Origin of the sequence: Lonepinella sp. MS14435 (assembly GCF_042485795.1) — a bacterium.
Taxonomy (GTDB): domain Bacteria; phylum Pseudomonadota; class Gammaproteobacteria; order Enterobacterales; family Pasteurellaceae; genus Lonepinella.
Window position 1 is genome coordinate 494869 of sequence record NZ_CP169368.1, and the last position, 25437, is coordinate 520305.

A 25437-nucleotide genomic window follows, 5' to 3' on the forward strand; every position below is an offset into this window, starting at 1 on the left:
GGAGTTTTTATGAAAAAAGCATACTCATTTTTCTTACAACACTCAACCATTATGTTTTTTCTCATAATGCTTGTTGTGTCAGCATTATTATCTGACCGATTTTATGCCCTTGAGAATATCACTAATGTACTAAGACAAAGTGTTCCGTTAGGTATTGTTTCATTGGGATTATTGTTTGTGATTTTAACGGGGGGAATTGATTTATCCGTTGGTTCAATAATGGCATTGGTGTCCGTGATTATTGCGATCTATATGCCTGATTACGGCATATTCGGTAGTACTATCATTGGTATTTTATGCGGTGCAATTATTGGCGGTATTGCAGGCGGATTAATTGCATATTTTAAAGTTGCTCCCTTTGTTGCGACCTTAGCAATGATGACGGTAGCTCGTGGATTAGGTTTAATTGTATCAAAAGGACAACCAATTTTTATCAACGATGATAGTTTTACGGATTTTGGTACGGGTTATTTATTGGGGATTCCATTACCTTTTTATATATTATTTATTACTTTCCTTGCCACCTTATTTGTTTATAAGAAAACGGTCTTTGGCAGAATTGTGATTTCCATTGGGAGTAATGAAACAGCGACTCGTTTTGCAGGTATTCGAGTAGAAAGACACAAATTCTTTGTTTATGTTATTAGTGGCATAGCTTGTGCAGTGGCAGGTATTTTGGCAACCACCAGAACAGGTGTGGGTTCACCTGTGTTTGGTATTGGATTTGAATTAGATGCCATTGCTGCAGTTGTTGTCGGTGGAGCAAGTTTATCAGGTGGTAAAGGGACGGTATTAAATACGTTAATTGGGGTATTTATTCTCAGTATTATCTCTAATCTAATGAATTTATTGAATATTCCTGGCTATCATCAACAAGTGGTGAAAGGCGGAATTATTATCCTTGCCGTATTATTAGAAAGTTTAAAAACCAAGCAACAACTGAGTAAATAATTGAGATAGGCAGGTAAATAATGGCAAATTTTTTAGAACGAATTAAACATCTTCTAAGTGGTCAACCGAGCCAAACAGAAGTTGACCTGTTAGATAAAATCTCGAAAGAGATTGCGGAACAATTCATTATGGCATTAGGCGGTAAAGAAAATCTCACAGGGGTTGATTATTGCATTACAAGATTAAGGTTAAATTTAGCTAATCTCAATCTTGTAGATTTCAGCAAACTTGAACAATTAGGTTCAAAAGGGAATGTTGCTGTTAATGATAATGAATTACACGTTATATTAGGTAAACAATCAGGGGCAATTGCTGAATCTATTAAGGCTGTTTTAGAGAAAGCATAGAGAATTATATATAATTAAAAGCGTTGCTCAATTATTAGCAACGCTTATTTTTTAAGCCATCAACAACCTAACAATCCTGCCCACCATATTTCTCATCACGCAACATGGCACGCACGGCGTTATCAAAGTCTTTTAACACCTGATCGGCATTTTCTGCATTTACGCCTTTGGCATCTAAATAGAATTTGATTTTTGGTTCGGTACCAGATGGACGGACAATTAAGCGGCTGCCGTTATCTTGGATAAAGACCAAAATATCATTTTGGCGTTCGGTTTTTAAGTGATCGATTACCTGTACAACGGTATGCTCACCAATTTGAGTTGGTGGATTTTGGCGAAGTGCGGTCATTAATTCGCCGATTTTGCTTAAATCGCTGACACGAATAGAAATTTGACCACTGACATAGGCACCAAATTCTTGGGTGAATTCTGCGATATAATCAGCAAGGGTTTTGCCTTGTTGTTTTAAATAGCAAATGAGATCAAGGAACACAATAGCCGCAGAAATACCGTCTTTATCACGCACTTTATCGGGGTCAACTAAATAGCCTATGGCTTCTTCAAAACCGAATAATAAGCCTTGTACTTTGCCAATATATTTGAACCCTGTTAAGGTTTCTTCCGATTGGAAACCGTATTTTTTCGCAATTTCTGCTAACGCTGGCGATGATACTAAAGAACAAGCTAGAACGCCTTGTTTTCCTTGATTTTGCTGGGCTAAATACCAACCCAATAAACAACCGATCACATTACCATGCAAGGCTTTCCAGTTACCTTGAGCATCAGGCATTGCCACAGCTAAACGGTCTGCGTCTGGGTCGTTAGCTAAAATAAATTCTGCATTTTTCGCTTTGGCTAATTTAAAGGCTAAATCTAATGCCCCTTTTTCTTCAGGGTTAGGGAAATTCACCGTTGGGAATGAGCCATCGGGTTGAATTTGTTCAGTGACTAAATGGGGTTGTGGTAAACATGCTTTAGTCAAGGTTTTGCTTAACACTTCATAACCGACACCGTGCATAGCTGTATAAACATAGTTAATCTCGGCTTTTGGCTGTTTAGCTAGGCTTGCCGTTTTTTCAATATAGGCGTTGACGACTTCATCATCTAACACAATGTAATCCTGACTGCGTGGCAAATCTTGAATATTGCCCTGTGCCACATCATCAATTAAGGCGGCAATTTGTTTATCGGCAGGTGAAACAATTTGACCACCACCATTGGCTTTGCCCAAATACACTTTATAGCCATTATCTTCTGGTGGGTTATGGCTTGCGGTCACCATTACCCCAGCCGTGGTGTCAAAATGCTGAATGGCATACGCTAACACAGGCGTTGGCAATTTGCGTGGCAATAAATAGGTTTTAATGCCAGCCCCTGCCATAATTTCGGCGGTATCTTTAGCGAAAACATCGGAATTTTTCCGACCGTCATAACCTAAAACGATGGAGGGCTTTTCATCATAACCTTGAATAAATTTGGCTAAACCGCCAGCAGCTTGAGCCACGAGAACACGGTTCATACCCATTGAGCCAGCTTGTAAACGCCCACGTAAGCCAGCTGTGCCAAATTGCAAACGTCCGTCAAAACGGGCTTTGAGTTCATCTGTGGCAGCCTTATCACCTGCTTGTGCTTGTTCAATTAATTGATTTAATTCTGCTTTGGTTTCTGCATCGGGATCTTGTGCTAACCAGTTTTGTGCAAGATTAAAAATTGTTGTCATACTATCTCCTTATTTTTATTAAAATAATCATTAACATGGTTGTTAATTATTTAGCCTATCTTTTTCAAGGCTAAAATACAACCTAAAATCACGATTATTCCGCCCATTCCTTGATATAGATTAATCTTTTCACCCAAAGTGAAATAGCCAATAACTGCGGTGGAAAGGGGAATGATTAATTGAATAATATTAAACACCACCACCCCTTGTTTTTGTACAATATAAAATGCCATTAACATGCCTGTCAGCATGCCATAAATCCCAGCTAACCCCAAACCGATTAATAGCCCTTGATTGACCTGTTGCAGTTGTTCAATGCTATTGGTATGAATGGCAAGCATAAGATAAAGTAATCCTGAAAGGGTGGCGGTGGAGGCACTAATCACAATAGCGTGCAATTTTCTTGCCACCTGTTTTACCAACAAATTTTGAATAGATTGAATAAAAATAGCGGTGGCTAAAAACAGTGAACCGAGTAGAAAATCGCTGTTTTGTGCATTTTTATTACTATAAAAAACAAAGATTAGCGAACCTATAATCGCTATCAGACTGCCGACATAAAAGCGTTTTTGTTTAGCTCGTTGGCGTTCATCTTGAAAGAAAATGGCTGCCATAATAATGGCTAATGGCATCGCTAAAATACCAAAAATGCTGCCAGCTAAAGCGGAGGTGTATTTTAGTCCATTAATAAAAAAATACATATTACCCGTCATAAATACCGCTAATAGCAATAGGCTAACAATAATCTTCGGCTCTACCCATATTTTTTTCAGTTCTTGTCTAAATTTTACCAAACAAATCAATACGAAAAATAATCCACCTGATAAGAATCTGACGGCATTATTATTTAAGGTTTCAAAATGAATGCTCATAAACCGCATAATGGGGAAACCAAAGCCCATTAGAATGATATAAGAAAGGCGAGTCAGCTGTTCGTTGTGCATGGCTTGTTATATGATAAAAAATATGTGCAATACTGTCGCAAAATACCTAAAAAATAAAGCAATAAACCTTGAAAATGAGAGATGGTTCACAGTTTTTTTGTCTATATGCGTAACAATAGACCAGTTCTAGCACTGAATTTATGCTAATATAATTCCCTATGAAAGACATCTCTTATGTATATTGATCGCTATGAATATTCGTTACCTGTTACATAAAAAATTACGCCAAACGCACCGCATTTCTCGAAAAACCATTGAATTTTCTTGCCTGTTGATTGGGGCGAGTTTAGTTGCTTTATTTTCTCTTGGTTTTGCGAAATTAGCAGAATTAGGGCTGGAATGGAACGCACTTTGGACGGCTAAATATCCCCTTGCAGTTTGGCTGGTATTACCTTTGGGTATGGCGTTGTTAGCTTGGTTTACACCGAGATATACGCCTTATGTGGGCGGTAGTGGTATTCCGCAAGTCATTGCTGCATTGAGCTTACCACATGGCGTGAGAAAGTCCTATTTAGTACAATTTGTGCAAACTTTGTGGAAAATCCCGTTAACTTTTTTAGCCATGTTATTTGGTGCATCGGTGGGGCGTGAAGGTCCTTCGGTGCAAGTGGGGGCAGCGGTGATGTTGGCTTGGGGAAATTGGTGTCATCATCATAATATTGCTTTTCGTGGTTTGAATGCCAATGAATTAATGGCAGCTGGTGCAGGTGGTGGTTTAGCGGCTGCCTTTAATGCACCGTTAGCTGGGGTTATTTTTGCCCTTGAAGAATTGGGGCGTGGGGTAATTTTGCGTTGGGAACGTCGTGTGTTATTAGGCGTTCTTGCAGCGGGTTTTATTTTAGTGGCGATTGACGGTAACAACCCTTATTTTCCATTATACAAAGGTGCTACAAATACAAAAGATATTTTGCTTTGGGTGCTAATGTGCGGTGTTATTTGTGGAATTTTAGGGGGGATTTTTGCTCGTTTATTGGCGAAAGGTGTAGCTGGTGTGGTACCTGCCCTGATTCGTGGTTGGGTTCGCCATCACCCCGTTACTATGGCATTAATTTTAGGGCTAATTCTTGCGGGATTAGGCACTTATACTAACGGACAAACCTATGGCACGGGTTATGAAGTGGTCACGCAAGCCTTAGATGGGCAACTGATTCAACCAGAAACTACAGGTATTGCCAAATTATTTGCCACGGTTGCGACCTATTGGACTGGGATTGCTGGTGGTATTTTTACACCTGCATTGACAGTGGGAGCTGGAATCGGCTCACAGATTTCTGGTTTCACTGGTGAACTCGTAGATGGTCGTTTATTGGTGTTATTGTGTATGGCAGCCTTTTTAGCAGGTGCCACGCAATCACCCGTGACAGCAGCTGTCGTGGTAATGGAAATGACGGGTAGTCAACCCGTGTTAATCTGGTTATTAATTGGCGGTATTATTTCCACCATTGTGTCACGTCAGATTATGCCAAAACCGTTTTATCATTTTGCCGCAGGACGTTTTCGTCAGCGTATTCAAGAAGAAAGCCATTAGGATTATTAAAAACTTATGCAAAATCAACTGCACTTTCCTACGCCTTATTACCGTGGACGTTTTTCTGTTGCACCAATGTTAGATTGGACGACACGTCATTGCCGTTATTTTCATCGTCAATTTACTAAGCAGGCTTTGCTTTATACGGAAATGGTGACGGCTCAAGCAATTATTCACGCCAAATATGATCATTTAGCGTTTGATTTAGCGGAAAATCCAGTTGCCTTGCAATTAGGTGGTAGCGACCCTGAACAGCTCACACAGTGTGCGATTTTAGCGGAACAACGGGGCTATCAGGAAATTAACTTAAATGTCGGTTGTCCGTCCGACCGAGTGCAAAACGGCATGTTTGGTGCGTGCTTAATGGCAAAAGCCGATTTAGTGGCAGACTGTGTGCAAGCTATGCAAAGTGCGGTGCAAATTCCCGTCACGGTGAAAACCAGAATTGGCATTGATGAGTTAGATAGCTATGATTTTCTGTGTGATTTTGTGCAAAAAGTGCAAGCCGTGGGCTGTCAGGATTTTATCGTCCATGCTCGCAAAGCCTGGCTTTCTGGCTTAAGCCCAAAACAAAATCGTGAAATTCCACCTTTAGATTACGAGCGAGTGTATCAGCTCAAACGAGATTTCCCGCACCTTTGGATTAGCATTAACGGTGGCATTAAAACCATTGCAGAAATACAAACCCATTTGCAACAGGTTGATGGCGTGATGGTAGGACGTGAAGCCTATCAAAATCCGTCTTTATTAGGCGAAATTGATCGAGCCTTATTTGACCCTAACGCACCGATAATCACTGCTCATCAAGCGGTACGGAATATGTTCCCTTATATTGAAAGTCAACTCAGTCAGGGCGTGTATTTAAATCATATTGTTCGCCACATGCTCGGTGCATTCCAAAACTGCAAAGGGGCAAGACAATGGCGACGACATTTAAGTGAAAATGCCTGCAAGCCGAATGCTGGGGTGGACGTAGTGGAAACGGCATTGGGGTTTGTGGAAGCGGATTAAATCGTGGTGGCTTAAAATCCCTGTTCATTAAGTTTACGATAAGCCTGACAACCCCCTTTTAAACCACGATCACAAGATCGCCCATACCATTCTTTGGCCACGGTTCTATTTTGGCGAGTGCCAATGCCGTTTTCATATAAATACCCCACCGCATATTGCGCAAAAAGATCCTGCTTTTCGGCGGAACGTTTCATTAACTGAAAGCCCTTTTTATCGTCTTGCGCCACCACTTTGCCTGAAAGATAAAGATCGGCTAACCCAAATAAGCCTTTAGGATGATTTTGATTAGCGGATTTTTGAAACCACACCAACGCTTGCTGTTCATTTTTCGCCACACCATCACCATTGAGCAACATTTCAGCAATTTCCGCCTGTGATGGGGCATCGCCCTGCTCGGCAGCTTGCTTAAACCAAAAGAACGCCTGCGAATGATCTTCTTTCACGCCTAAGCCTAATTGATAAATCACCCCCACAATATTCTGTGAATCCACATCCCCTTTTTCCGCCGCACTTTTATGCCATTTCAACGCCAAGCGATAATCTTTTTCCACCCCATCGCCAATAAAATATCTCGATCCTAACATCGTTTGAGCATTGGTATCGCCTAGCTCGGCTTGATGTTTGAGTTGATCGATTTGGTTAGCGTGGGCAGGAATAACGAAAAATAATACAAGTATCAAAAATTTGTACATTATAATTTTCTTTATTAATATCTTCGTTCATTCAATTTACGGTAATTATCACATCCGCCTTGATAACCATTATCACAGGATTGACCAAATAACTCTTTAGCGAGTTGTTTATCCTGTCTTACACCTTGCCCCTTATAATATTTTAAAGCAAGATTAAATTGTGCTTCCGCACCCCCTTGTTCAGCGGCTTTTTGATACCAATAGACCGCTTGTCGGTCATCTTGTTTTACGCCTTGCCCATTATTATACATATTACCAAGATTAAATTGTGCGTTTGCATCCCCTTGTTCAGCAGCTTTTTGATACCAATAAACTGCTTTAACAGGATCTTTTTCAACCTCTTCTCCTATTTCATATTTAAGACCCAGTGAAATTTGAGAAAAAAATCTCCTGCTTCGGCTTTGGTTGTGAGATCATTAATTTCATTTGCATAAGATGATGTGGGAAAAGACATTCCGATTAGTGTTGCTAAAAGTAATTTTTTAAACATTTTAATTTCCTTATGTTGGATTTAGATTGGTGCATTTCTTAATTTTTTGGAATTCTGATAGAGTTATTCTTCATTAACTGTTCTAAACGCTCAAGTTTTTTTTGGCAAGAAATGTCCTTTCTGATGTGGTCTGAGTTATAATTCGAGATGTAAATAAATGGTTTTAATTCTATAGGTAATTTATTTATTACATTTTCTATGATTTTATTTGAAATGCTACATTGATTATTCCAGAAGATAACATCGCTTTCTTGATTCCATCTTTCTTTAGAAGTTCTGTTTGCAAAAGCCCCAGCACTCAAATTACTACTACCAATAATAGCTAACTTGGGAGTATTATTTTCTTTTGCCATAAATATTTTTGCGTGAGAGTTTGGCTTAAATTGGTAACAATTTACAGAAAGTTTTGTTTTATTTTGATTAGCATAATTGACGATATTATTACAACTGGTATTAAATTGCTTACTCCAATTACCACGATATAATCCATAAATATCTAGGTGTTTATTTATATTTAATTTCAATTTATTAATAATTTCAGCACTTGTACTAAAACTATTTTCTTGAAAAAATGCACTACATAAAATATAAGTATTGTATTTTTCACTTAGACAATCTAAAACGATATTTCTAAAAAAATTGGGATTTGCTTGGGTTCTGAGAAATAAGGCTATTTTATACATTCTATTCTACCTCTCTATTTTAACGTCTGAATTTCGTACAGGAACGATATTGCCTTGCTACCGAAGTCTGGGATACAAGATTATTTAAATAAAATTATGCCATTCTCATCACCGATGCTACAATCAACCCCAAGTAGTGATTTATACCGAAATAGTGGGGGTTATATGAAAGTCAATGAAAAGATCCGTTTTCTGCGTGAGAACAAAAATTGGTCGCAAGAAGAAATGGCAGATAAGCTGGGTATGTCCACTAATGGTTATTCAAAGATTGAACGTGGCGAAACACGTTTATCACTGCCTAAATTAGAGCAAATCGTGCAAGTGTTAGATATGGATATTATTGAATTGATGTCTTTAGGCGAAAAAAATGTAGTCTTGTTTTCGGAAAGAGGAAACAATCATAGTTTAAATATTTTCGGTTCAAATCAAACAGAATTAGCCATAGAAATCTCCTATTTGAAAAAAGAACTTGCCTTAAAAGACGAATTACTTGTTGCCAAAAAAAATGAAATTGATGTGTTAAAACAATTAGTTAAAAGTTTGAGAAAAGAACCATTATCTCATTAAACACAAAACCTGCCCGCTTAAATATCTAAATATAACCATGAAAAAGCTGTATTTTTACATGTTATTTATGGTTGTAACCACAAAAATATAAATGTATAATGCGATTATTATGGTTATAACCAAAAGGATTCTACATGATTAGTCGCCCCAATTATCTTGCTCAACTTAAACCTTTTATTAATAAACCTTTTATCAAGGTGATTACAGGTATTCGCCGTTCAGGTAAATCAACAGTATTAAAAATGCTGCAAGATGAATTAATACAAAATGGCGTAACGAAAGAGCAAATTATTTATCTTAACTTTGAAAGTTTCGTGACCGCAGAGTTAAAAACCGCACAAACCCTTTACGCCTTTATTAAGGATAGTATTCAAACTAATCAACAATATTATGTCTTATTTGATGAAATTCAAGAAGTGATTGACTGGGAAAAGGCGGTCAATGCGTTAATGGTTGATTTTAATCTTGATTTATATATTACGGGTTCAAACTCTCACTTATTATCATCAGAACTTTCTACTTATTTAGCTGGGCGTTATATTGAGATCCCTATTTTTACGCTCTCTTTTCAAGAGTTTCTCGCATTTAAGCAGTATTATTCTGATCAACCTTATTTGCCTTTGCCCTATTTTAATGAATATTTACGAAAAGGGGGCTTTCCAGTCGTGCATACTGCTGATTTTAATGAAGAAACTATTTATAAGATTGTACAAGATATTTATACTTCGGTCATTTTACGCGATACCGTGCAACGTCACAAAATCCGTGATGTGGAATTATTAGAACGGATTATTCGTTATGCTTTTGATAATGTGGGGAATACCTTTTCAGGCAAAAATGTGGCGGATTATTTTAAAAGCCAGCAAAGCAAAATAGATTTAAATACGGTTTATAATTATTTGAATGCGTTAGAGAGTGCCTTTATTTTGCATCGAGTTGGACGATTTGACATTAAGGGAAAAGAGATTTTAAAAACACAAGAGAAATTTTATTTAGGTGATATATCCTTGCTGTATGCAACGATGGGGTTTCGTTCTAGCTTAATCGCAGGACTATTGGAGAATATTATTTATTTAGAATTAAAACGCCGAGGTTATCAGGTTTATATTGGTAAATTAGGTGATAAAGAGATTGATTTTATTGCACAAAAATCGCAACAAAAAATTTATTTGCAAGTAGCCTATAAATTGGAGAATCAAGACACAGTACAACGTGAATTTTCACCGTTACAAGCCATTCAAGATAACCATCCTAAATATGTGATCACCATGGATGAATGGTGGAATGAACATCTTGACGGCATAAAGCATTATCATATTGCAGAGTTTTTGCAAATGGCATGGTAAACTAGAAAAGCAGCAAGATAATTCAAAAGGAGGCAGTATGAAACAACATCAATATCAAGTCAATGTCAAATACCTCAGTGATCATGAGGGTAACGAAGTGAATCAAGAAATCACCTTTTCCGCTCCCAATCATGATAATATTTTTGTAATTATTGAAAGAACACAACAGCGTGACGGTTTTACTTTAGAAATGGCACAACGTTTTGCGGTGGGATTGAAGTTAATGACCGAGGTGGTCATGGAACATCGTGATAATCCATTGTTCAAGGAACTGAAGCCCCAAATTGCAGAAATGATGAAGATTATTAAGGGAAAATCGAGAAAGATTGAAGATTAAGAAACCAAGATGAATGGTGAAGTGCGGTGAAAAAAAATTTATTTTTTCACCGCACTTTTTATTCCTGCTTTTTACGATTTCCTTGACAAGTCCCTCAATCCCATTTATTTATAGAAAATACAGTTTTAACGAGGATTTAACAAAATGTTAAATATTGCGGTAATAAGTGAAAATGCGTTAGTTTGTGCCTTACCTCCACCCGCTGAACTAGATAAGCAGCGTAAGTTGTGGGCATTTGCGGGTTTATTGAATCAACAAGAGGGCATTTGTGAAGTCATTGTTGGCATGAATAATCTCACTGTTTTCACCGCACTTGGTGCGGATCTTATGGTTTTTAGTGAACGACTAAAAAAATATTGGAGTCAGGTAGAAAACCAACAATATCAAGGGAAACATTTTCAAATTCCAGTGCAATATGGCGGAGAATTTGGACAAGATTTGATGGACGTTGCTACTTTCCATAAGGTGTTACCGCAGGATATTATTACACGGCATACCGCACCGATTTATACCGTGTTTATGATTGGCTTTCAGGCAGGGTTTCCTTATCTTGGTGGTTTGCCTGAACATTTGCATACACCACGGCGAGAAGTACCGAGAACGCTTGTGCCTGCTGGGTCTGTGGGTATTGGTGGCAGTCAAACGGGTATTTATCCTTTTAGTTCACTAGGTGGCTGGCAAATTTTAGGGCGAACGGATTTACCTTTATTTGATAAGTCCAATTATCCGCCGACCTTATTGAAAGCAGGGGATACGGTGCAATTTGTGGTAGAGAGCGTGCAGTTATGATGAAAATTCTAAAAATTCAGACCTTTGCTACTTTACAGGATTTGGGGCGTTTTGGTTTTCGCTCTTTAGGTATTGGACAATGCGGTGCTATGGATACCCTTGCTTTAAAGGCGGGTAATCTATTACTTGCCAATCAGCAAAATGCTTGTGCGATTGAAATTGCTTTAGGCAGTATGACTGTGCAATTTGAACAATACAGCAGTTTTTGTATCACGGGTGCATTTTATGAGGCTTATTTAGATAATGAGCCAGTGTATTCCTATTGGCGTTACCCTGTGCGAGCAGGGCAAATTTTACAATTTGTCAAAGCGAATTATGGTATGTATGGTTATTTGTGTGTACAAGGTGGTTTTGATGTGCCTCTTGAATTAGGCTCTCGCAGTACTGACTTGAAAACCCAGCTTGGTGGTTGGCAAGGGAGAGCCTTGCAAGAGGGGGATCAACTGCCATTGCCCCCCCCCAAAGCCAAGTGCTTTCGAACATTGGCATTGCACCGATTTTACTCACGGATACACTGCATGCGTTGCCATCTTCTGAATATGAAGCCTTTACTAAAACCTCTCAATATCATTGGTGGCAAAAATCTTGGTGTTTACAAAGTAATAGTAATCGACAAGGCTATCGTTTTGAGGGTGAGGCGTTGAGCTTGAAAAAACCATTGGAAATGCTTTCCCATGCGGTGCAATTTGGCACGGTTCAAGTGCCACCAAGTGGTCAGCCTATTGTGTTAATGGCAGATACCCAAACGACAGGTGGCTATCCTAAAATCGCTTGTGTTATTCAGGCAGATTTAGGGCGACTCGCTCAAGTGTTGGTGCTTGTCGGCACATTAAACGGACTTATTTTACCCATTTCTCTTGGTTTAATTTTGTTAGCTGCTTATAAAACCAAAATTGTTGGGGATTATAAACACCCATTATGGATGACGATTGTTGGCGGATTAGTGGTGGTATCAATGGCAGTGTTAAGTGGACAAACCTTGGTATCTTACATCACTAAACTGGTTGGTTAGTAAGCAAACCATTGTAATTAAATATAAAACCGCTGTTGGGCGGTTTTGTGTCAGCTAAACGAATAAAAAATTCACCATTCCGCATATTTTTGGAGTAAAATGATTTTGTTAATTTCTATCAAAAGGAGATTTCTATGTTCAAAACACTTCAACAAGTAGGCAAAGCCTTTATGTTGCCTATCGCTATTTTACCTGCCGCTGGTTTATTGCTTGGTATTGGTGGGGCGTTATCTAATCAAGCCACTGTTCAAGCCTATCCTGTGTTGAATAATGCCACTTTACAGGGCATTTTCACCATTATGGCAGCCGCAGGAAATGTGGTTTTTGCGAATTTATCCCTATTGCTTTGTATTGGGTTGGGGATTGGTTTAGCCAAACGTGATAAAGGTGTCGCTGCGTTAGCCGCTGTGGTGGGTTATTTAATCATGACTGGCACGATTTCAGCATTAATCCCTATTTTTGCACCTGAAGTTAAAAGCATTGATACAGGGGTTATTGGGGCATTAGTCATGGGCTTGATCTCCGTGGCGTTACATAATCGCTACCATAATATTCAACTACCACAGGTATTAGGTTTCTTTGGCGGTTCTCGTTTTGTACCCATTGTTACCGCATTTAGTGCGATTTTTGTAGGGGCTGTGTTCTTCTTAATTTGGCCTACTTTCCAAAATTGGCTGACGATTGCTGGTCAAAACATTGCCGACATGGGCGAAATTGGTACATTCTTCTATGGCTTCTTAATGCGATTATGTGGTGCGGTAGGGTTACATCACATGATTTATCCACTATTTTGGTACACCGAATTAGGCGGTACGGAAATAGTGAATGGCGAAACTATTGTTGGGGCGCAAAAAATCTTTTTTGCTCAACTTGCTGATCCAAATCATCTAGGCTTATTTACCGAAGGAACAAGATTCTTCGCAGGGCGTTTTGCCACCATGATGTTTGGTTTACCTGGAGCCTGTTTAGCTATGTATCATGCCGTGCCAAAAGCTCGCCGTGGGGCATTCGCAGGCTTATTTTTGAGTACCGCATTAACTTCATTTATTACAGGTATCACTGAACCGATTGAGTTTATGTTCCTATTTATTGCCCCATTGTTATACGTGTTCCATGCCTTTTTAGATGGCGTTTCTTTCTTCGTAGCGGATTATCTCAATATTAGCATCGGGAATACGTTCTCAGGTGGTTTTATTGATTTCTTATTATTTGGTATCTTGCAAGGCAATGAACATACCAACTGGATTTTAGTGTTATTCCAAGGGGCTGTATGGTCTGCATTGTATTATTTCTCTTTCCGTTTCTTTATTAGTAAATTTAATATTTTAACCCCAGGGCGTGGTGAAGAAAGTGAAACCAATAATACAGAGAGCAGCGTAACAGATTTAACCGAGAATGCTAAAATTATTATCCAAGCCCTTGGTGGAGCAGATAATATTGAAAATGTCGATGCTTGTATCACTCGTTTACGTGTTTCCGTTACGGATGTGAAGAAAGTCGATAAAGCCACCATCAAATCTGTCGGAGCGATTGAAGTGCTTGAAGTCGGTGGCGGTATTCAAGCTATTTTCGGTGCAAAAGCGGTGTTATATAAAGCCGAAATTAATCAGCTTTTGGGGCGTGATGATTAACGTTATTGCTGGTTAATAGCATTGTGCGGTGGAAAAATAAACGTTTTTCACCGCATTTTTATAGCTAAAAGAAATATAACTTAACAAAAAATTATTGGCTCGTTATAAGTAGCTTTTGCATAATTCTTTCATTATTTTTACTAGGAGGAAATGTTATGCTTTGGACAATGTTTGCAGGCGGTGTATTAGGAATCGTCTTTGGTTTTGTATTACAACGAACCCGTTTTTGTATGACTGGTGGATTTCGTGATATGTATGTGACAGGCAATTATAAAATGTTTTATGCCTTTTTGATTGCTATCTTGGTGCAAAGTGTAGGTGTATTAACGCTGATTCAGTTAGGTTATGTATCTTTGCCTTATAAAGATTATTCCGTAGTGGCAACTATTATTGGTTCATTTGTCTTTGGTATTGGCATTATTCTTGCGAGCGGTTGTGCTACAGGGACATGGTATCGTGCAGGTGAGGGATTGATCGGGAGCTGGTTGGCGTTAGCAATGTACATGCTCAGTTCTGCTATGATGAAATATGGTGCGTTAGCTGATTTCAAAAAAGCCTTTTCGCAATACGGACGAGTCAATGATAACACCGCTCAAACCTTAGGGATTTCTGTCTGGTGGTTGGTGGCATTGTTAGCGGTGGCGGTTTTTTATGGCGTGCGTGAAACCCTTATCAATCGTCCAAAAAACAAAGTGGCAACCTTGCCAGCCAAATTTACAGGACTACGTCATTGGTTATTCGAAAAACGTTATCATCCGTTTGTAGCGGCTGTGATTATCGGCGTGATTGCTTTGATTGCGTGGCCAGCCAGTGAAAGTACAGGGCGTGTGGGCGGTTTGGGGATCACTACGCCATCCGCAGACATCGTGCATTTCTTGGTGACAGGCAATACCAAAAGTTTAAATTGGGGCTTATTCCTTGTGTTGGGGATTTTTATCGGCTCTTACATTGCCGCCAAAGGCAGCCGTGAATTTAGATGGCGTTTACCCGACATAAAAACCTTATACCATAGCACATTAGGCGGCTTAGCAATGGGGATTGGGGCATCACTTGCAGGCGGTTGTACTATCGGTAATGGCTTAACCGCAACCGCGATAATGAGTTCCAAAGGATGGATTGCGTTATTCTTTACCATTTTAGGGGCGTGGACAATGTCGCATTTCTTATTCGTTCGCCCACGTCAAAAAGCCCTTGCATTGGCTCAAGCCAGTGCGTAAGAGATGATTTAGATTAACAGAAAGGAAACATTATGATCGTAAAATTAGAAACTGCTGGGCTAGTTTGCCCATTCCCTCTCGTGGAAGCCAAAGAAGCAATGGCAAAATTAAACAAAGGCGATGGTATTGAAATCGAATTTGACTGTACCCAAGCTACCGAAGCTATCCCAAACTGGGCTGCCGAAGAAGGCTATGAGGTCACTAATTTTGAGCAAGTTGGTAATGCGAAGTGGACGATTACGGTGGTGAAATAATCATTAAAAAAAGCGGATTTATTTATCCGCTTTTTTATGCTTACCAAGAAATTTTAGGATCTTTTTTCGCATCAATAATATCAACTATCGCTGATGTTGCCCCCTCAGGAATGACAATATCTACTTTAGAACCTAAAGTTAAACGCATTACACCATCGGTGATTTTTCCCGCTCCTAATGACCAAGGTTCAAAATGACTTCTTACTACCTGAATTTGTTCTGGCTGTTGTACAACTTGCTCGCCATTAGCTAACTGAAATGTAATATTTTTGACGAAAGCAGGACTTGATGAACTACCAGCATTGACGTATAGGGTGATTTGATCATTATGTTCTGGTATGGATTGAGCAACAATACGGAATTGCCCTGTTGGAGTTTCTTTTTTGAAATGTCCCAAACCATTGAAGTAATATTGATAGAACCCAACTGTCACTAAAATGGACAAAATTACTAGCAATTTTTGTATTGCTGGTGGATTGAACCAGCTGGCTAAGAAATCTTTTTTGAGCCAATGGTCAACAGAATAAGTGCCACTTCCTGTTAGCATAATAGTTACGGCGATGGCAAATCCTAACGCTGCCATAGTCCATTCATCTAAACATTCGTGTCCTAGCCAACCCAAAATAAGCATTAGAGAAAAATGCAAAATCGCAGCTCCCACAGCACTTAATCGAGTGAGTAAACCAATCATTAAGAATAAGCCAAGCACTAATTCAATAGTTGAAATAGCATAAACTGAAAATTCAGAAACAGCAGGATGATATAAAACCCAATGAATAGTACTTTCAATCGGTGAACCTGGAGCCGCAGCCACTAATTTATTAGAAAGATGTCCTGCATTGGTTATATCGTGGCGTATTGGATTATTAATAAATCTTCGCCAGCCTGCAGAAAAGATCACAAATCCCATTGTGATGGATATAGCTCGTATAGCAAGCATTTGTAAGTTAGTCGTTATTTTATTCATAGTAGATTTCCTTTCTGTAAATTTTGAATGGTCATTATTCCTAATTTTGGGTATTAATGCTTTGATCCCTGTCACATAAATGTAAGAAAAATTAATTTTTCTTTATGAAATGTGTATTACTCCGCCAAAAATCCCCCGCTCTGATGTTGCCATAATTTGGCATACAAGCCATTTTGAGCCAACAATTCAGCGTGGGTGCCTTGTTCTACAATTTGTCCTTGATCTAACACAATCAAACGATCCATTGCGGCAATGGTGGATAAACGGTGGGCAATGGCGATCACGGTTTTATTTTCCATCATTTTATCAAGACTTTGTTGAATCGCCGCTTCAACTTCGCTGTCTAAGGCACTGGTGGCTTCATCAAGCAATAAAATTGGGGCATCTTTTAACATTACGCGAGCAATGGCAATACGTTGGCGTTGTCCGCCTGAAAGTTTTACGCCCCGTTCGCCAACGTGAGCATCATAGCCTCGGCGACCATTTGCATCACTCAATAACGGAATGAAATCTGCTGCTTCGGCACGCTGGGCGGCATTAAGCATATCTTGTTCGGTAGCGTTGGGGCGGCCATAGATAATATTTTCACGTACAGAACGGTGTAACAATGAAGTGTCTTGCGTCACCAATCCAATTTGGCTACGTAGGCTTTCTTGTTGTACGTCTAATATGTTTTGCCCGTCAATCGTAATGGTGCCTTGTTGAGGTTCGTAAAAACGTAAGAGTAAATTGACGATGGTGGATTTTCCCGCACCCGAACGTCCAATTAAACCGACTTTTTCCCCTGCCTTAATGGTTAAATTAAATTGTTGGAGTAATTGTTTTTCAGGGGAATAGGCGAAGTTTACGTTGTCAAAACGAATTTCACCTTGTGTTACCTGTAGTGCGATGGCATTGGGTTTATCCAGAATAGTATGCGGTTTTGATAGAGTTTCCATGCCGTCATTCACTGTACCGATATTTTCAAATAAGCGGGCGGATTCCCACATAATCCAATGCGCCAAACCGTTTACGCGTAATGCCATGGCAGTGGAGGTCGCAATGGCTCCGACACCAACTGCACCCTGTTGCCAAAGTACCACACCTAAAACGGCGGTGCTTAAAGTCAAGAAGATATTGCTCGCATAAGTTAATACATCTAGGCTTGTGCCTAACCGCATTTGAGCATGAACAGTCCGCATAAATTCTTCCATCGATCTTTTAGCATAGGCAGCTTCACGTTCGCCGTGTGAAAAGAGTTTTACTGTGGCAATGTTGGAATAAGCATCGGTTACTCGTCCTGTCATAAGCGAACGAGCATCGGCTTGGTGTTCTGCGGTTTTGGCTAACTTAGGAATAAGGAAGTATAAAATACAGCCAAAGATAATCGCCCACAAAATAAAGGGGACTAAGAACCAACTATCGAAAGCGACTAATACCGCCCCTGAGGAAATAAAATAGACTCCGACATAAATTACCATATTTGCCACTGTGAGAACGGTATCTCGCACCGCAAGAGCGGTTTGCATGACTTTAGCCGAAACACGCCCTGCAAATTCGTCTTGATAAAAACTTAAACTTTGCCCTAGCATTAAACGGTGAAAATTCCAGCGTAAACGCATTGGGAATACGCCCTGTAGGGTTTGTAAACGAACCATTGAGGTGAGCAATGTCCAACCGATGCTTAAGACTAAAACAACAAACATTCCAATTAAATAGGGTCCTTTTTCCGCCCATAATGTTGTAGGTGTATAAGCACCAAGCCAATCTACTAATTTCCCCATAAATTGAAACATTAACGCTTCAATAACACCAATACCAATGGTTAAAAAAGCAAACAATGCGATCCACGTTTTAGTGCCTTCTAAATTTGACCATAAGAAACGCCATAAACCTTTTTCAGGTGTCTTGGGAGGCGTATCAGGATAGGCATCAATCCGATTTTCAAACCAAGAAAAAATTTTATTTAACATTTTTGTTATACCTATAAGAAAACAAAAGGCAACGGGAAGGTTGCCTTAATCTGTACCTATTATAACGCAAAATCTATCAAAAAAGCACCGCACTTTTTGCTTTTATCTGCTGAATTTGGCTTAATCCGTCGTTTTGTCTTTTTCTTTTACAGCGAAAAATTGCGCCCCCTTGGCAATCATTCGGAGTTGTAAAATAACACGTCTTTTTAATTCTGCACGATCTTTTTCATCCATATCTAAGGCTTTTGACATGGCACTAAAGGTCAGTGTTACACTGGCTTCAGCTTGCATATAACCGATATACCTTGAATAATTAAAACGATAGGTAATAAATTCGCCTAATTCTTCGATAAAGTGTTTAATTTCACGGGAAACTGCGGTGCGAAAAAGCAAAGAAATTCCAGCACTTTCTCTCAATAATAAACGAAAAACGTTAGGATCATTTTCAATAAATTCAAAAAAAGTATCAATCGAAATTTCAATAACGCTACCACCATTACGCAAGCGTTTCTGGGCTTGTCGCATTAATTGTCGTAAGGTTAAACCCGCTTCATCAACCATGGTTAAACCTAATTCTTCCATATCTTTAAAATGACGATAAAAGGAAGTAGGAGCAATACCCGCTTCTCTTGATACTTCACGTAAGCTCAAATTAGCAAAACTTTTTTCAGCCGTTAGCTGGTTAAAAGCAGCATTAATTAAGGCTTGCCGTGTTTTTTCTTTTTGTAAAGCACGAATTCCTGCCATATTAATTTTCTTCTAAAATTGGTTGAATTGTATTTTTAATCATTTGAGCAATACGTTCATAACGTTGACGTAATGGCGAGCCAGGACGGTAAATTAGTATAATAGAACGTTTCGGTTCAGGATCGATACAAGGGATATATTTTACACCTTGACGTTCCTTTTCATTATGCACAGCAAGCTGTGGCATTAGGGTAATCCCGACATTGGCTGCGACCATATTGCGTAGGGTTTCAAGACTTGTGGCTTGAAAATGGGAATTTTCTTTGGCACCCGCAGAAAAACAATATCCAAGCGCTTGTTCTCTTAAACAATGACCATCATCTAGCATAAGAATTTCTTTATTATTCAATGCAGCAAGTGAGATTTGTTGTTCATTTGCCCAACTATGTTGGTCGGGTACGGCAATCAACATTTTTTCCGTAAAAACGGGGACTTCAATAAATGGTTGAGTTTCTTCTACTGAAGCAACAATGGCACAATCTAAATTGCCCGTTTCTAATTGATCGATCAAACGAGAGGTTTGTTGCTCGTATAAGAATAATTCTAACTCTGGAAATTCTCGTGTTAATACTGGCATAATATGCGGTAATAAATACGGACCAACCGTTGGGATAACCCCAATATGTAGTGGACCAGTCATATCCCTGCATTGATTACTCGCCATTTCTTTGAGTAATTTAACGTCACGTAATACCGTTTTGGCTTGATCTACTAACAGCAATCCCGATTGCGTAAATAGCACCTTACGGCTCGTGCGTTCTAATAGAATAATACCGAGTTCGTCTTCTAATTTGCGAATTTGCCCGCTTAATGTAGGCTGACTAACATGGCATGCGTCCGCTGCACGCCGAAAATGTTTATATTCGGCAAGTGCCACCAGATATTCTAAATCACGAATATTCATAAAAAAACTTCCTTATAGATATGAACAATTAAAAGAATAGAATTAATTGATTGTAACTATACCATAAAATTACCTATAATCCACCCAGTAAAAACAACTAACTACTTAAATCGGAGAAAAAATTATGTCAAATATGGAAGGAAAAAAAGTTCCTCAAGTTACATTCCACACTCGCCAAGGCGACGCATGGGTTGATGTAACATCAGCAGAATTATTCGACAACAAAACTGTTGTGTTATTCTCATTACCAGGTGCATTCACCCCAACTTGTTCATCAACACACTTACCACGTTACAACGAATTAGCATGTGAATTCAAAGCGTTAGGTGTTGACGATATTATTTGTATGTCTGTTAATGACACATTCGTTATGAACGCATGGAAAGCAGACCAAGAATCAGAAAATATTACCGTTATTCCAGATGGTAATGGTGAATTTACCGAAGGTATGGGTATGCTTGTTGGTAAAGAAGATTTAGGCTTTGGCAAACGTTCATGGCGTTATTCGGCGTTAGTACGCAATGGTGTAGTAGAAAAAATGTTCATTGAACCACAAGAGCCAGGCGACCCGTTCAAAGTATCTGATGCCGATACTATGATCAAATATTTAAATCCAAAATGGGAAGCCAAACCATCAGTTTCTATCTTCACTAAACCAGGTTGCCCATTCTGTGCGAAAGCAAAAGGTTTATTAAAAGTGAAAGGCTATACCTTTGAAGAAATCGTATTAGGTCGTGATGCTTCAACTATCTCTGTACGTGCTATTACAGGCAAAACATCTGTTCCACAAGTCTTTATTGGTGGTCAGTACATCGGTGGTAGCGAAGATTTAGAGAAATATTTAGCTTAATTTAAGCTAAATATTCGGTATTTTCTCACCGCACTTTGGGTAAATTGCTCAAAGTGCGGTTTTTTTGACTAATTTTTATCTAATTTGTTGTATATTATGCTTTATTGAGAATTGCCTTATGCTCTTGAATAATCGCCATAAACGGTTGTGCAAATCGTTCCCATTTAATTGCCCCTACTCCATTAATTTGTAGCATTTCCACTTTGTTGGTTGGTAAGTAGAGGGACATTTCTTGTAAGGTTGCATCACTAAATACAATATATGGCGGAATATTTTCTCGGTCGGCAATTTGTTTGCGTAAGAAACGTAGGCGAGCAAATAAATCTTTATCGTAATTGGTCACTGCACTGCGTTGTGGTGCAGAAACCGTTGCAATAGCGGATAAGCGTGGCGTTGCCAGCTCTAAGGGGATTTCACCACGTAAAATCGGTCTGGCACTTTCGGTGAGTTGTAATTGTACGCCAACGTCATTCATGACTTGATGAATAAAACCGAGATGAATTAATTGGCGAATCACTGATTGCCAATATTCTTTGCTTTTGTCTTTGCCAATGCCATAGACGCTTAGTTTATCATGTTGGTAATCACGAATACGTTGATTATTCATGCCACGCATAACGCCTATCACGTATTGCATACCAAAGCGTTGACCCGTGCGATAAATAGTAGAAAGGATTTTTTGTGCATCCATTAAGCCATCATACTTTTTCGGTGGATCCAAGCAAATATCACAGTTATTGCAAGGTGTTTGACGATTTTCGCCGAAATAATTGAGTAATACTAAACGGCGACAAGTTTGGCTTTCAGCAAATTCACCTATGGCTTCTAGTTTGTGTTGTTTAATATCTCGTTGTGGCGATTCAGGTTCTTCCAGTAGCATTTTGTGTAACCAGCCGTAATCGGCGGGTTCATAAAATAATACCGCTTCGGCAGGTAAATCATCTCGTCCTGCTCGCCCCGTTTCTTGATAATAGGCTTCGATACTGCGAGATAAATCAAAGTGAGCAACAAATCGCACGTTAGATTTATTAATTCCCATACCAAAAGCAATGGTGGCAACCACCACTTGAATATTATCTCGCTGAAAGGCTCGTTGCACACGTTCACGTTCGGCAAAATCCATGCCTGCATGATAGAAATCTGCGGATACCCCACGTTTTTTTAAGGCTTCAGCGACTTTTTCCGATTTATTGCGACTGTTGCAATATACAATGCCACTTTTGCCTTTTTGTGCCGCCACGAAATTACAGAGCTGTTCCATTGGCTTGAATTTTTCCACTAAGGTGTAACGAATATTCGGGCGATCAAAGCTGCCTACATATAAGTGCGGTTGATTTAAACGAAGATTTTGCCAAATATCCTGTCTGGTGGTGTTATCAGCAGTGGCGGTTAATGCCATAATTGGCACATTGGGAAAAGTAGCCTTTAATCCGCCGAGTTGAGCATATTCAGGACGGAAATCATGCCCCCATTGGGAGATGCAATGGGCTTCGTCAATAGCAATAAAGCTGACTAAACAATGGGAAATAAAAGAAAAAAAGTGATTTGTCATCACCTTCTCAGGGGAAAGATAAAGTAATTTGAGTTGACCAGAAATGGCTTTATTTTGCACCTGTTGTTGCTGTTCAAAGGTTTGTGTGGAATTGAGATAATCCGCAGTGATGCCGTTGGCTAACAGTTGATCGACTTGATCTTTCATCAAGGAAATTAATGGTGAAATAACTAAGGTTAGACCTGAAAAACACAAGGCTGGAATTTGATAACACAAGGATTTCCCGTTCCCTGTCGCCATCACGACAAGGCTATCTTGTCCATGTAATGCGGATTGAATGACTTCTTGTTGCCCTTTGCGGAAAGATTGATAGCCGAATACATCCTTTAATACTTGTAAAGGATCGGCAAGTGCGGTGGAAAAATCGTGTTTTTTTGGCACCGTACTATTGTCGTTCAAATCAAAGGAAGACAGCGATTCCATTAGCCAAATGTCGCTTCTTCACCGTGAGCTGCACAGGCTTCACTTAAACAATCATAAAAGCGTTTACCATCGTGGTTAATCCAGTCGTTATCTTTCCAAGCAAAATGTAAACCACCTAAACGGCTAGCCAGCCAGAGTTCTAACATGGATTCTTGTTTATTAATGACAATTTGTGTACGGTTGCCAAAAGTCATGGTGAAGACGGACCCTTGCCGTTCAAAATCTACGTCCACATCTTGTTCATCACATTGTTCTTCAATGTGATCCCACACTTGTTCAATATTTTGATGAAATTCAGCTAGGTTCATTTTTGTTCTCTTAATAGATCTATTATTTTAAAGATGAATTATAGATATTTTCTGTGATTAAGGATAGGGGGAATTTCTACCAAATTCACGATTAAATAAGAATAATCATCAAATTTTGGAGTGCAGATCACAAATTTAGTTTTGAATTAGGGGTTATTTTAAGGCATACTTATCTCTTGAAATAGGAAAAATGGTGAGCCATTTTTTACTTTTACGAACATCAGATAGGAGGGGGTATGAAATTAACCAAAACTCAAGAACAATATCTTACTGAGCTATGGCAAAATGGGATAGATAATGATTTATTTGAAGAAATTAGTCTAGATAAAATTAAAGCAAAACGAGCAGAGAGATTAGAATATCTAGAGAATAAAAAAGCCATTGATGAGGTATTTTATAGTGAAGTGGCTTACTCTTAAGGATTCAAAAATTGATGAATTTATGGCTTTATTATCAGATGAAGCATTACTTTATGTGGAGACCATTTTAGATAGTTATGACATTGTACGATCACCGTTTTCGATAGAAATCAATAGTTTCACATCATTGCAATGTATTGTTAAAGGCAATATAGCTTATATTCTTTCTTTCAATTATGGTCGTTTTTCTAATATCAATACTGGAATAAGCGTTCGAGAAATCAATTTTGTCCAATTACTAAAAGAGAAATATTTTTCTAGTAATCAGTTTATTCACCTTTCTGTCAAGCAAAAAAGACGATTAAATAAATTGCTTAAAAAATAATAGATACTACCATTTATTCAAACAAAATAGTGTAAAATAACTAAAATACTTAACACGGAAAATAATGATGAAAAAACTCACTTTTTTAACCGCACTTTTAGTGCTAGCAACCTTTATAACAGGCTGTGGCGTGAAAGGACCTTTATATTACCCACAAGAGAATACCCAACAAACCCAACAAAAATAGGATTTCTAAATGGATTTCTTTCAATATCAGAACAATAAACTTTTTGCTGAAGCATTGCCTGTAAGTCAGTTAGCACAGCAGTTTGGTACACCGCTTTATATCTATTCTAAAGCCACTTTGGAGCGTCATTGGTATGCTTTTGATAAGGCTTTTGGAGATCATCCGCATCTGATTTGCTTTGCGGTAAAAGCAAATTCAAACATTGCTGTGTTGCAAACGATGGCAAGATTGGGGTCGGGGTTTGATATTGTGTCGCAAGGGGAATTGGAGCGTGTGCTGAAAGCGGGCGGTGATCCTGCGAAAGTGGTATTCTCTGGTGTAGCGAAAACAGAAATAGAAATTGCTCGTGCGTTGGAAGTCGGGATTCGTTGTTTTAATGTAGAAAGCCTGCCTGAACTCTATCGGATTAATGAAGTTGCTGGTAAAATGGCGAAAATTGCACCGATTTCGTTACGTGTTAATCCTGATGTAGATGCACATACGCACCCTTATATTTCTACTGGATTGAAAGAAAATAAATTTGGTGTGAGCGTGGAACAGGCTCGAGATGTATATCGCCAAGCTAGTCAATTAGCCCATATTCAAGTTGTTGGAATGGATTGTCATATTGGTTCGCAACTCACTGAATTACAACCATTTTTAGATGCTGCCGATCGTTTAATTCATTTAATGCAACAATTAAATGCAGACGGTATTCAGCTGAAACACCTAGATTTAGGTGGTGGTCTAGGTGTGCCTTATACCAACGAAACACCGCCACATCCGACTGAATATGCCAAAGCATTACTTGAAAAATTGCAACAATTTGATTTGGAAATTATCCTTGAACCAGGGCGTGCAATCACGGCGAATGCGGGGATTTTAGTGACTAAAGTGGAATATATAAAAACCAACGAAAGCCGAAACTTTGCTATTGTTGATGCAGGTATGAACGATATGATTCGCCCTGCTTTGTATCAGGCTTATATGAATATTATTGAAGCGGATCGCAGTTTGGCACGTGAAAAAGCCGTTTATGATGTTGTTGGTCCTGTGTGTGAAACGTCAGATTTTCTTGGAAAACAACGTGAATTGGCGATAGCGCAAGGGGATTTTTTGGTGCAACGTTCCGCTGGTGCTTATGGGGCGAGCATGAGTTCAAATTATAATTCTCGCCCACGTACCGCAGAAATCATAGTAGATGGTGATCAGGCTCATTTGATTCGGCAGCGTGAGAGCTATGAGAATTTATGGCAATTAGAACGTTTATTGCCGTAAATAATGATAAAAAAGTAGAGATAAAAA

Annotated in this window: 29 protein-coding genes and 1 pseudogene; 18 read left to right on the top strand and 12 right to left on the bottom strand. The window is 39.0% G+C overall.

Features of this window, described 5'->3' with window-relative positions; translation table 11 throughout:
* The first annotated feature begins 9 nt into the window (after positions 1-9).
* Together O1Q80_RS02360 and O1Q80_RS02365 are read left to right on the top strand one after the other, a co-directional pair.
* On the top strand, positions 10-951 hold the full coding sequence (locus O1Q80_RS02360) for an ABC transporter permease (protein WP_386695446.1): 942 nt from the start codon (positions 10-12) through the stop codon (positions 949-951).
* A 20-nt stretch (positions 952-971) separates the two neighbouring features.
* Positions 972-1298, top strand: coding sequence for a PTS transporter subunit EIIB (locus O1Q80_RS02365; protein ID WP_386688497.1), 327 nt, complete (start codon positions 972-974; stop codon positions 1296-1298).
* Positions 1299-1365: 67 nt separating this feature from the next.
* On the opposite strand, the gene O1Q80_RS02370 is transcribed toward O1Q80_RS02365, so the two are convergent.
* Together O1Q80_RS02370 and O1Q80_RS02375 are read right to left on the bottom strand one after the other, a co-directional pair.
* Positions 1366-3018, bottom strand: coding sequence for a phospho-sugar mutase (locus tag O1Q80_RS02370; protein ID WP_386695448.1), 1653 nt, complete (start codon positions 3016-3018; stop codon positions 1366-1368).
* Positions 3019-3068: 50 nt separating this feature from the next.
* Entirely contained in the window at positions 3069-3962 is an 894-nt protein-coding gene (locus tag O1Q80_RS02375; RefSeq protein ID WP_386695450.1) for a DMT family transporter, read from the bottom strand.
* Between the two features lie 190 nt (positions 3963-4152).
* On the opposite strand from O1Q80_RS02375, the gene O1Q80_RS02380 reads away from it, so the two are divergent.
* Both O1Q80_RS02380 and dusA read left to right on the top strand, forming a co-directional pair.
* Positions 4153-5490 (top strand): chloride channel protein, encoded by a 1338-nt coding sequence (locus tag O1Q80_RS02380; protein ID WP_386695452.1) that lies wholly within the window; start codon positions 4153-4155, stop codon positions 5488-5490.
* A 15-nt stretch (positions 5491-5505) separates the two neighbouring features.
* Complete coding sequence (gene dusA, locus O1Q80_RS02385; protein WP_386695454.1) at positions 5506-6501, top strand: tRNA dihydrouridine(20/20a) synthase DusA; 996 nt, start codon at positions 5506-5508, stop codon at positions 6499-6501.
* 11 nt (positions 6502-6512) lie between these two features.
* On the opposite strand, the gene O1Q80_RS02390 is transcribed toward dusA, so the two are convergent.
* The 4 genes from O1Q80_RS02390 to O1Q80_RS02405 all read right to left on the bottom strand — a co-directional run bounded on the left by O1Q80_RS02390 (position 6513) and on the right by O1Q80_RS02405 (position 8366).
* A complete protein-coding gene (locus O1Q80_RS02390; protein ID WP_386695456.1) occupies positions 6513-7193 on the bottom strand; it encodes a tetratricopeptide repeat protein in 681 nt (226 codons plus the stop codon).
* A gap of 14 nt (positions 7194-7207) precedes the next feature.
* Positions 7208-7444, bottom strand: a complete 237-nt coding sequence (locus O1Q80_RS02395; protein ID WP_386695458.1) for a tetratricopeptide repeat protein — start codon at positions 7442-7444, stop codon at positions 7208-7210.
* Positions 7445-7539: 95 nt separating this feature from the next.
* Entirely contained in the window at positions 7540-7683 is a 144-nt protein-coding gene (locus O1Q80_RS02400; protein ID WP_386695460.1) for a hypothetical protein, read from the bottom strand.
* A 38-nt stretch (positions 7684-7721) separates the two neighbouring features.
* Positions 7722-8366 (bottom strand): restriction endonuclease PLD domain-containing protein, encoded by a 645-nt coding sequence (locus tag O1Q80_RS02405; protein ID WP_386695462.1) that lies wholly within the window; start codon positions 8364-8366, stop codon positions 7722-7724.
* 96 nt (positions 8367-8462) lie between these two features.
* Here O1Q80_RS02405 and O1Q80_RS02410 point away from each other — a divergent pair, with 96 nt between their 5' ends.
* The 9 genes and pseudogenes from O1Q80_RS02410 to O1Q80_RS02450 all read left to right on the top strand — a co-directional run bounded on the left by O1Q80_RS02410 (position 8463) and on the right by O1Q80_RS02450 (position 15519).
* The gene (locus O1Q80_RS02410; RefSeq protein ID WP_386695464.1) at positions 8463-8933 is read left to right on the top strand and encodes a helix-turn-helix domain-containing protein; all 471 of its coding nucleotides are present in this window, start codon (positions 8463-8465) and stop codon (positions 8931-8933) included.
* A 134-nt stretch (positions 8934-9067) separates the two neighbouring features.
* The gene (locus O1Q80_RS02415) at positions 9068-10279 is read left to right on the top strand and encodes an ATP-binding protein (protein ID WP_386695466.1); all 1212 of its coding nucleotides are present in this window, start codon (positions 9068-9070) and stop codon (positions 10277-10279) included.
* A 37-nt stretch (positions 10280-10316) separates the two neighbouring features.
* On the top strand, positions 10317-10616 hold the full coding sequence (locus tag O1Q80_RS02420; RefSeq protein WP_386695468.1) for a DUF3861 domain-containing protein: 300 nt from the start codon (positions 10317-10319) through the stop codon (positions 10614-10616).
* Positions 10617-10760: 144 nt separating this feature from the next.
* Positions 10761-11405: a 5-oxoprolinase subunit PxpB gene (gene pxpB / locus O1Q80_RS02425; RefSeq protein ID WP_386695470.1), complete on the top strand. Its 645-nt coding sequence runs from the start codon at positions 10761-10763 to the stop codon at positions 11403-11405.
* A gap of 89 nt (positions 11406-11494) precedes the next feature.
* A pseudogene (locus O1Q80_RS02430) lies at positions 11495-11818 on the top strand (allophanate hydrolase subunit 2 family protein); the annotation flags it as partial.
* Between the two features lie 56 nt (positions 11819-11874).
* The gene (locus O1Q80_RS02435) at positions 11875-12417 is read left to right on the top strand and encodes a hypothetical protein (protein ID WP_386695471.1); all 543 of its coding nucleotides are present in this window, start codon (positions 11875-11877) and stop codon (positions 12415-12417) included.
* 134 nt (positions 12418-12551) lie between these two features.
* On the top strand, positions 12552-14048 hold the full coding sequence (locus tag O1Q80_RS02440; RefSeq protein ID WP_386695473.1) for a PTS transporter subunit EIIC: 1497 nt from the start codon (positions 12552-12554) through the stop codon (positions 14046-14048).
* A 155-nt stretch (positions 14049-14203) separates the two neighbouring features.
* Positions 14204-15265: a YeeE/YedE thiosulfate transporter family protein gene (locus O1Q80_RS02445; protein WP_386695475.1), complete on the top strand. Its 1062-nt coding sequence runs from the start codon at positions 14204-14206 to the stop codon at positions 15263-15265.
* 32 nt (positions 15266-15297) lie between these two features.
* Positions 15298-15519: a sulfurtransferase TusA family protein gene (locus O1Q80_RS02450; protein ID WP_386695477.1), complete on the top strand. Its 222-nt coding sequence runs from the start codon at positions 15298-15300 to the stop codon at positions 15517-15519.
* Positions 15520-15559: 40 nt separating this feature from the next.
* On the opposite strand, the gene O1Q80_RS02455 is transcribed toward O1Q80_RS02450, so the two are convergent.
* The 4 genes from O1Q80_RS02455 to oxyR all read right to left on the bottom strand — a co-directional run bounded on the left by O1Q80_RS02455 (position 15560) and on the right by oxyR (position 20089).
* The gene (locus O1Q80_RS02455; RefSeq protein WP_386695479.1) at positions 15560-16486 is read right to left on the bottom strand and encodes a TQO small subunit DoxD; all 927 of its coding nucleotides are present in this window, start codon (positions 16484-16486) and stop codon (positions 15560-15562) included.
* A 116-nt stretch (positions 16487-16602) separates the two neighbouring features.
* Positions 16603-18438 carry an ABC transporter ATP-binding protein gene (locus O1Q80_RS02460; protein ID WP_386695481.1) on the bottom strand — a complete coding sequence of 612 codons (1836 nt, stop codon included), beginning with the start codon at positions 18436-18438 and terminating at the stop codon, positions 16603-16605.
* 120 nt (positions 18439-18558) lie between these two features.
* On the bottom strand, positions 18559-19185 hold the full coding sequence (gene fabR / locus O1Q80_RS02465; RefSeq protein WP_386695483.1) for an HTH-type transcriptional repressor FabR: 627 nt from the start codon (positions 19183-19185) through the stop codon (positions 18559-18561).
* Position 19186: 1 nt separating this feature from the next.
* Entirely contained in the window at positions 19187-20089 is a 903-nt protein-coding gene (gene oxyR, locus O1Q80_RS02470) for a DNA-binding transcriptional regulator OxyR (protein ID WP_386688471.1), read from the bottom strand.
* Between the two features lie 124 nt (positions 20090-20213).
* On the opposite strand from oxyR, the gene O1Q80_RS02475 reads away from it, so the two are divergent.
* Entirely contained in the window at positions 20214-20939 is a 726-nt protein-coding gene (locus O1Q80_RS02475) for a glutathione peroxidase (protein ID WP_386688469.1), read from the top strand.
* A 94-nt stretch (positions 20940-21033) separates the two neighbouring features.
* On the opposite strand, the gene recQ is transcribed toward O1Q80_RS02475, so the two are convergent.
* Both recQ and cyaY read right to left on the bottom strand, forming a co-directional pair.
* Positions 21034-22914 (bottom strand): DNA helicase RecQ, encoded by a 1881-nt coding sequence (gene recQ, locus O1Q80_RS02480; RefSeq protein ID WP_386688467.1) that lies wholly within the window; start codon positions 22912-22914, stop codon positions 21034-21036.
* Entirely contained in the window at positions 22914-23222 is a 309-nt protein-coding gene (gene cyaY, locus O1Q80_RS02485; RefSeq protein ID WP_386688465.1) for an iron donor protein CyaY, read from the bottom strand. The genes recQ and cyaY overlap by 1 nt, the downstream gene beginning before the upstream one ends.
* Positions 23223-23458: 236 nt before the next feature.
* On the opposite strand from cyaY, the gene O1Q80_RS02490 reads away from it, so the two are divergent.
* The 4 genes from O1Q80_RS02490 to lysA all read left to right on the top strand — a co-directional run bounded on the left by O1Q80_RS02490 (position 23459) and on the right by lysA (position 25410).
* Entirely contained in the window at positions 23459-23641 is a 183-nt protein-coding gene (locus O1Q80_RS02490; protein ID WP_386688463.1) for a hypothetical protein, read from the top strand.
* On the top strand, positions 23622-23966 hold the full coding sequence (locus O1Q80_RS02495) for a hypothetical protein (RefSeq protein WP_386695485.1): 345 nt from the start codon (positions 23622-23624) through the stop codon (positions 23964-23966). The genes O1Q80_RS02490 and O1Q80_RS02495 overlap by 20 nt, the downstream gene beginning before the upstream one ends.
* A 67-nt stretch (positions 23967-24033) precedes the next feature.
* A complete protein-coding gene (locus O1Q80_RS02500) occupies positions 24034-24153 on the top strand; it encodes a lipoprotein (protein WP_386695487.1) in 120 nt (39 codons plus the stop codon).
* Positions 24154-24162: 9 nt separating this feature from the next.
* Positions 24163-25410 carry a diaminopimelate decarboxylase gene (lysA, locus tag O1Q80_RS02505; protein WP_386695489.1) on the top strand — a complete coding sequence of 416 codons (1248 nt, stop codon included), beginning with the start codon at positions 24163-24165 and terminating at the stop codon, positions 25408-25410.
* Positions 25411-25437: the final 27 nt, after the last annotated feature.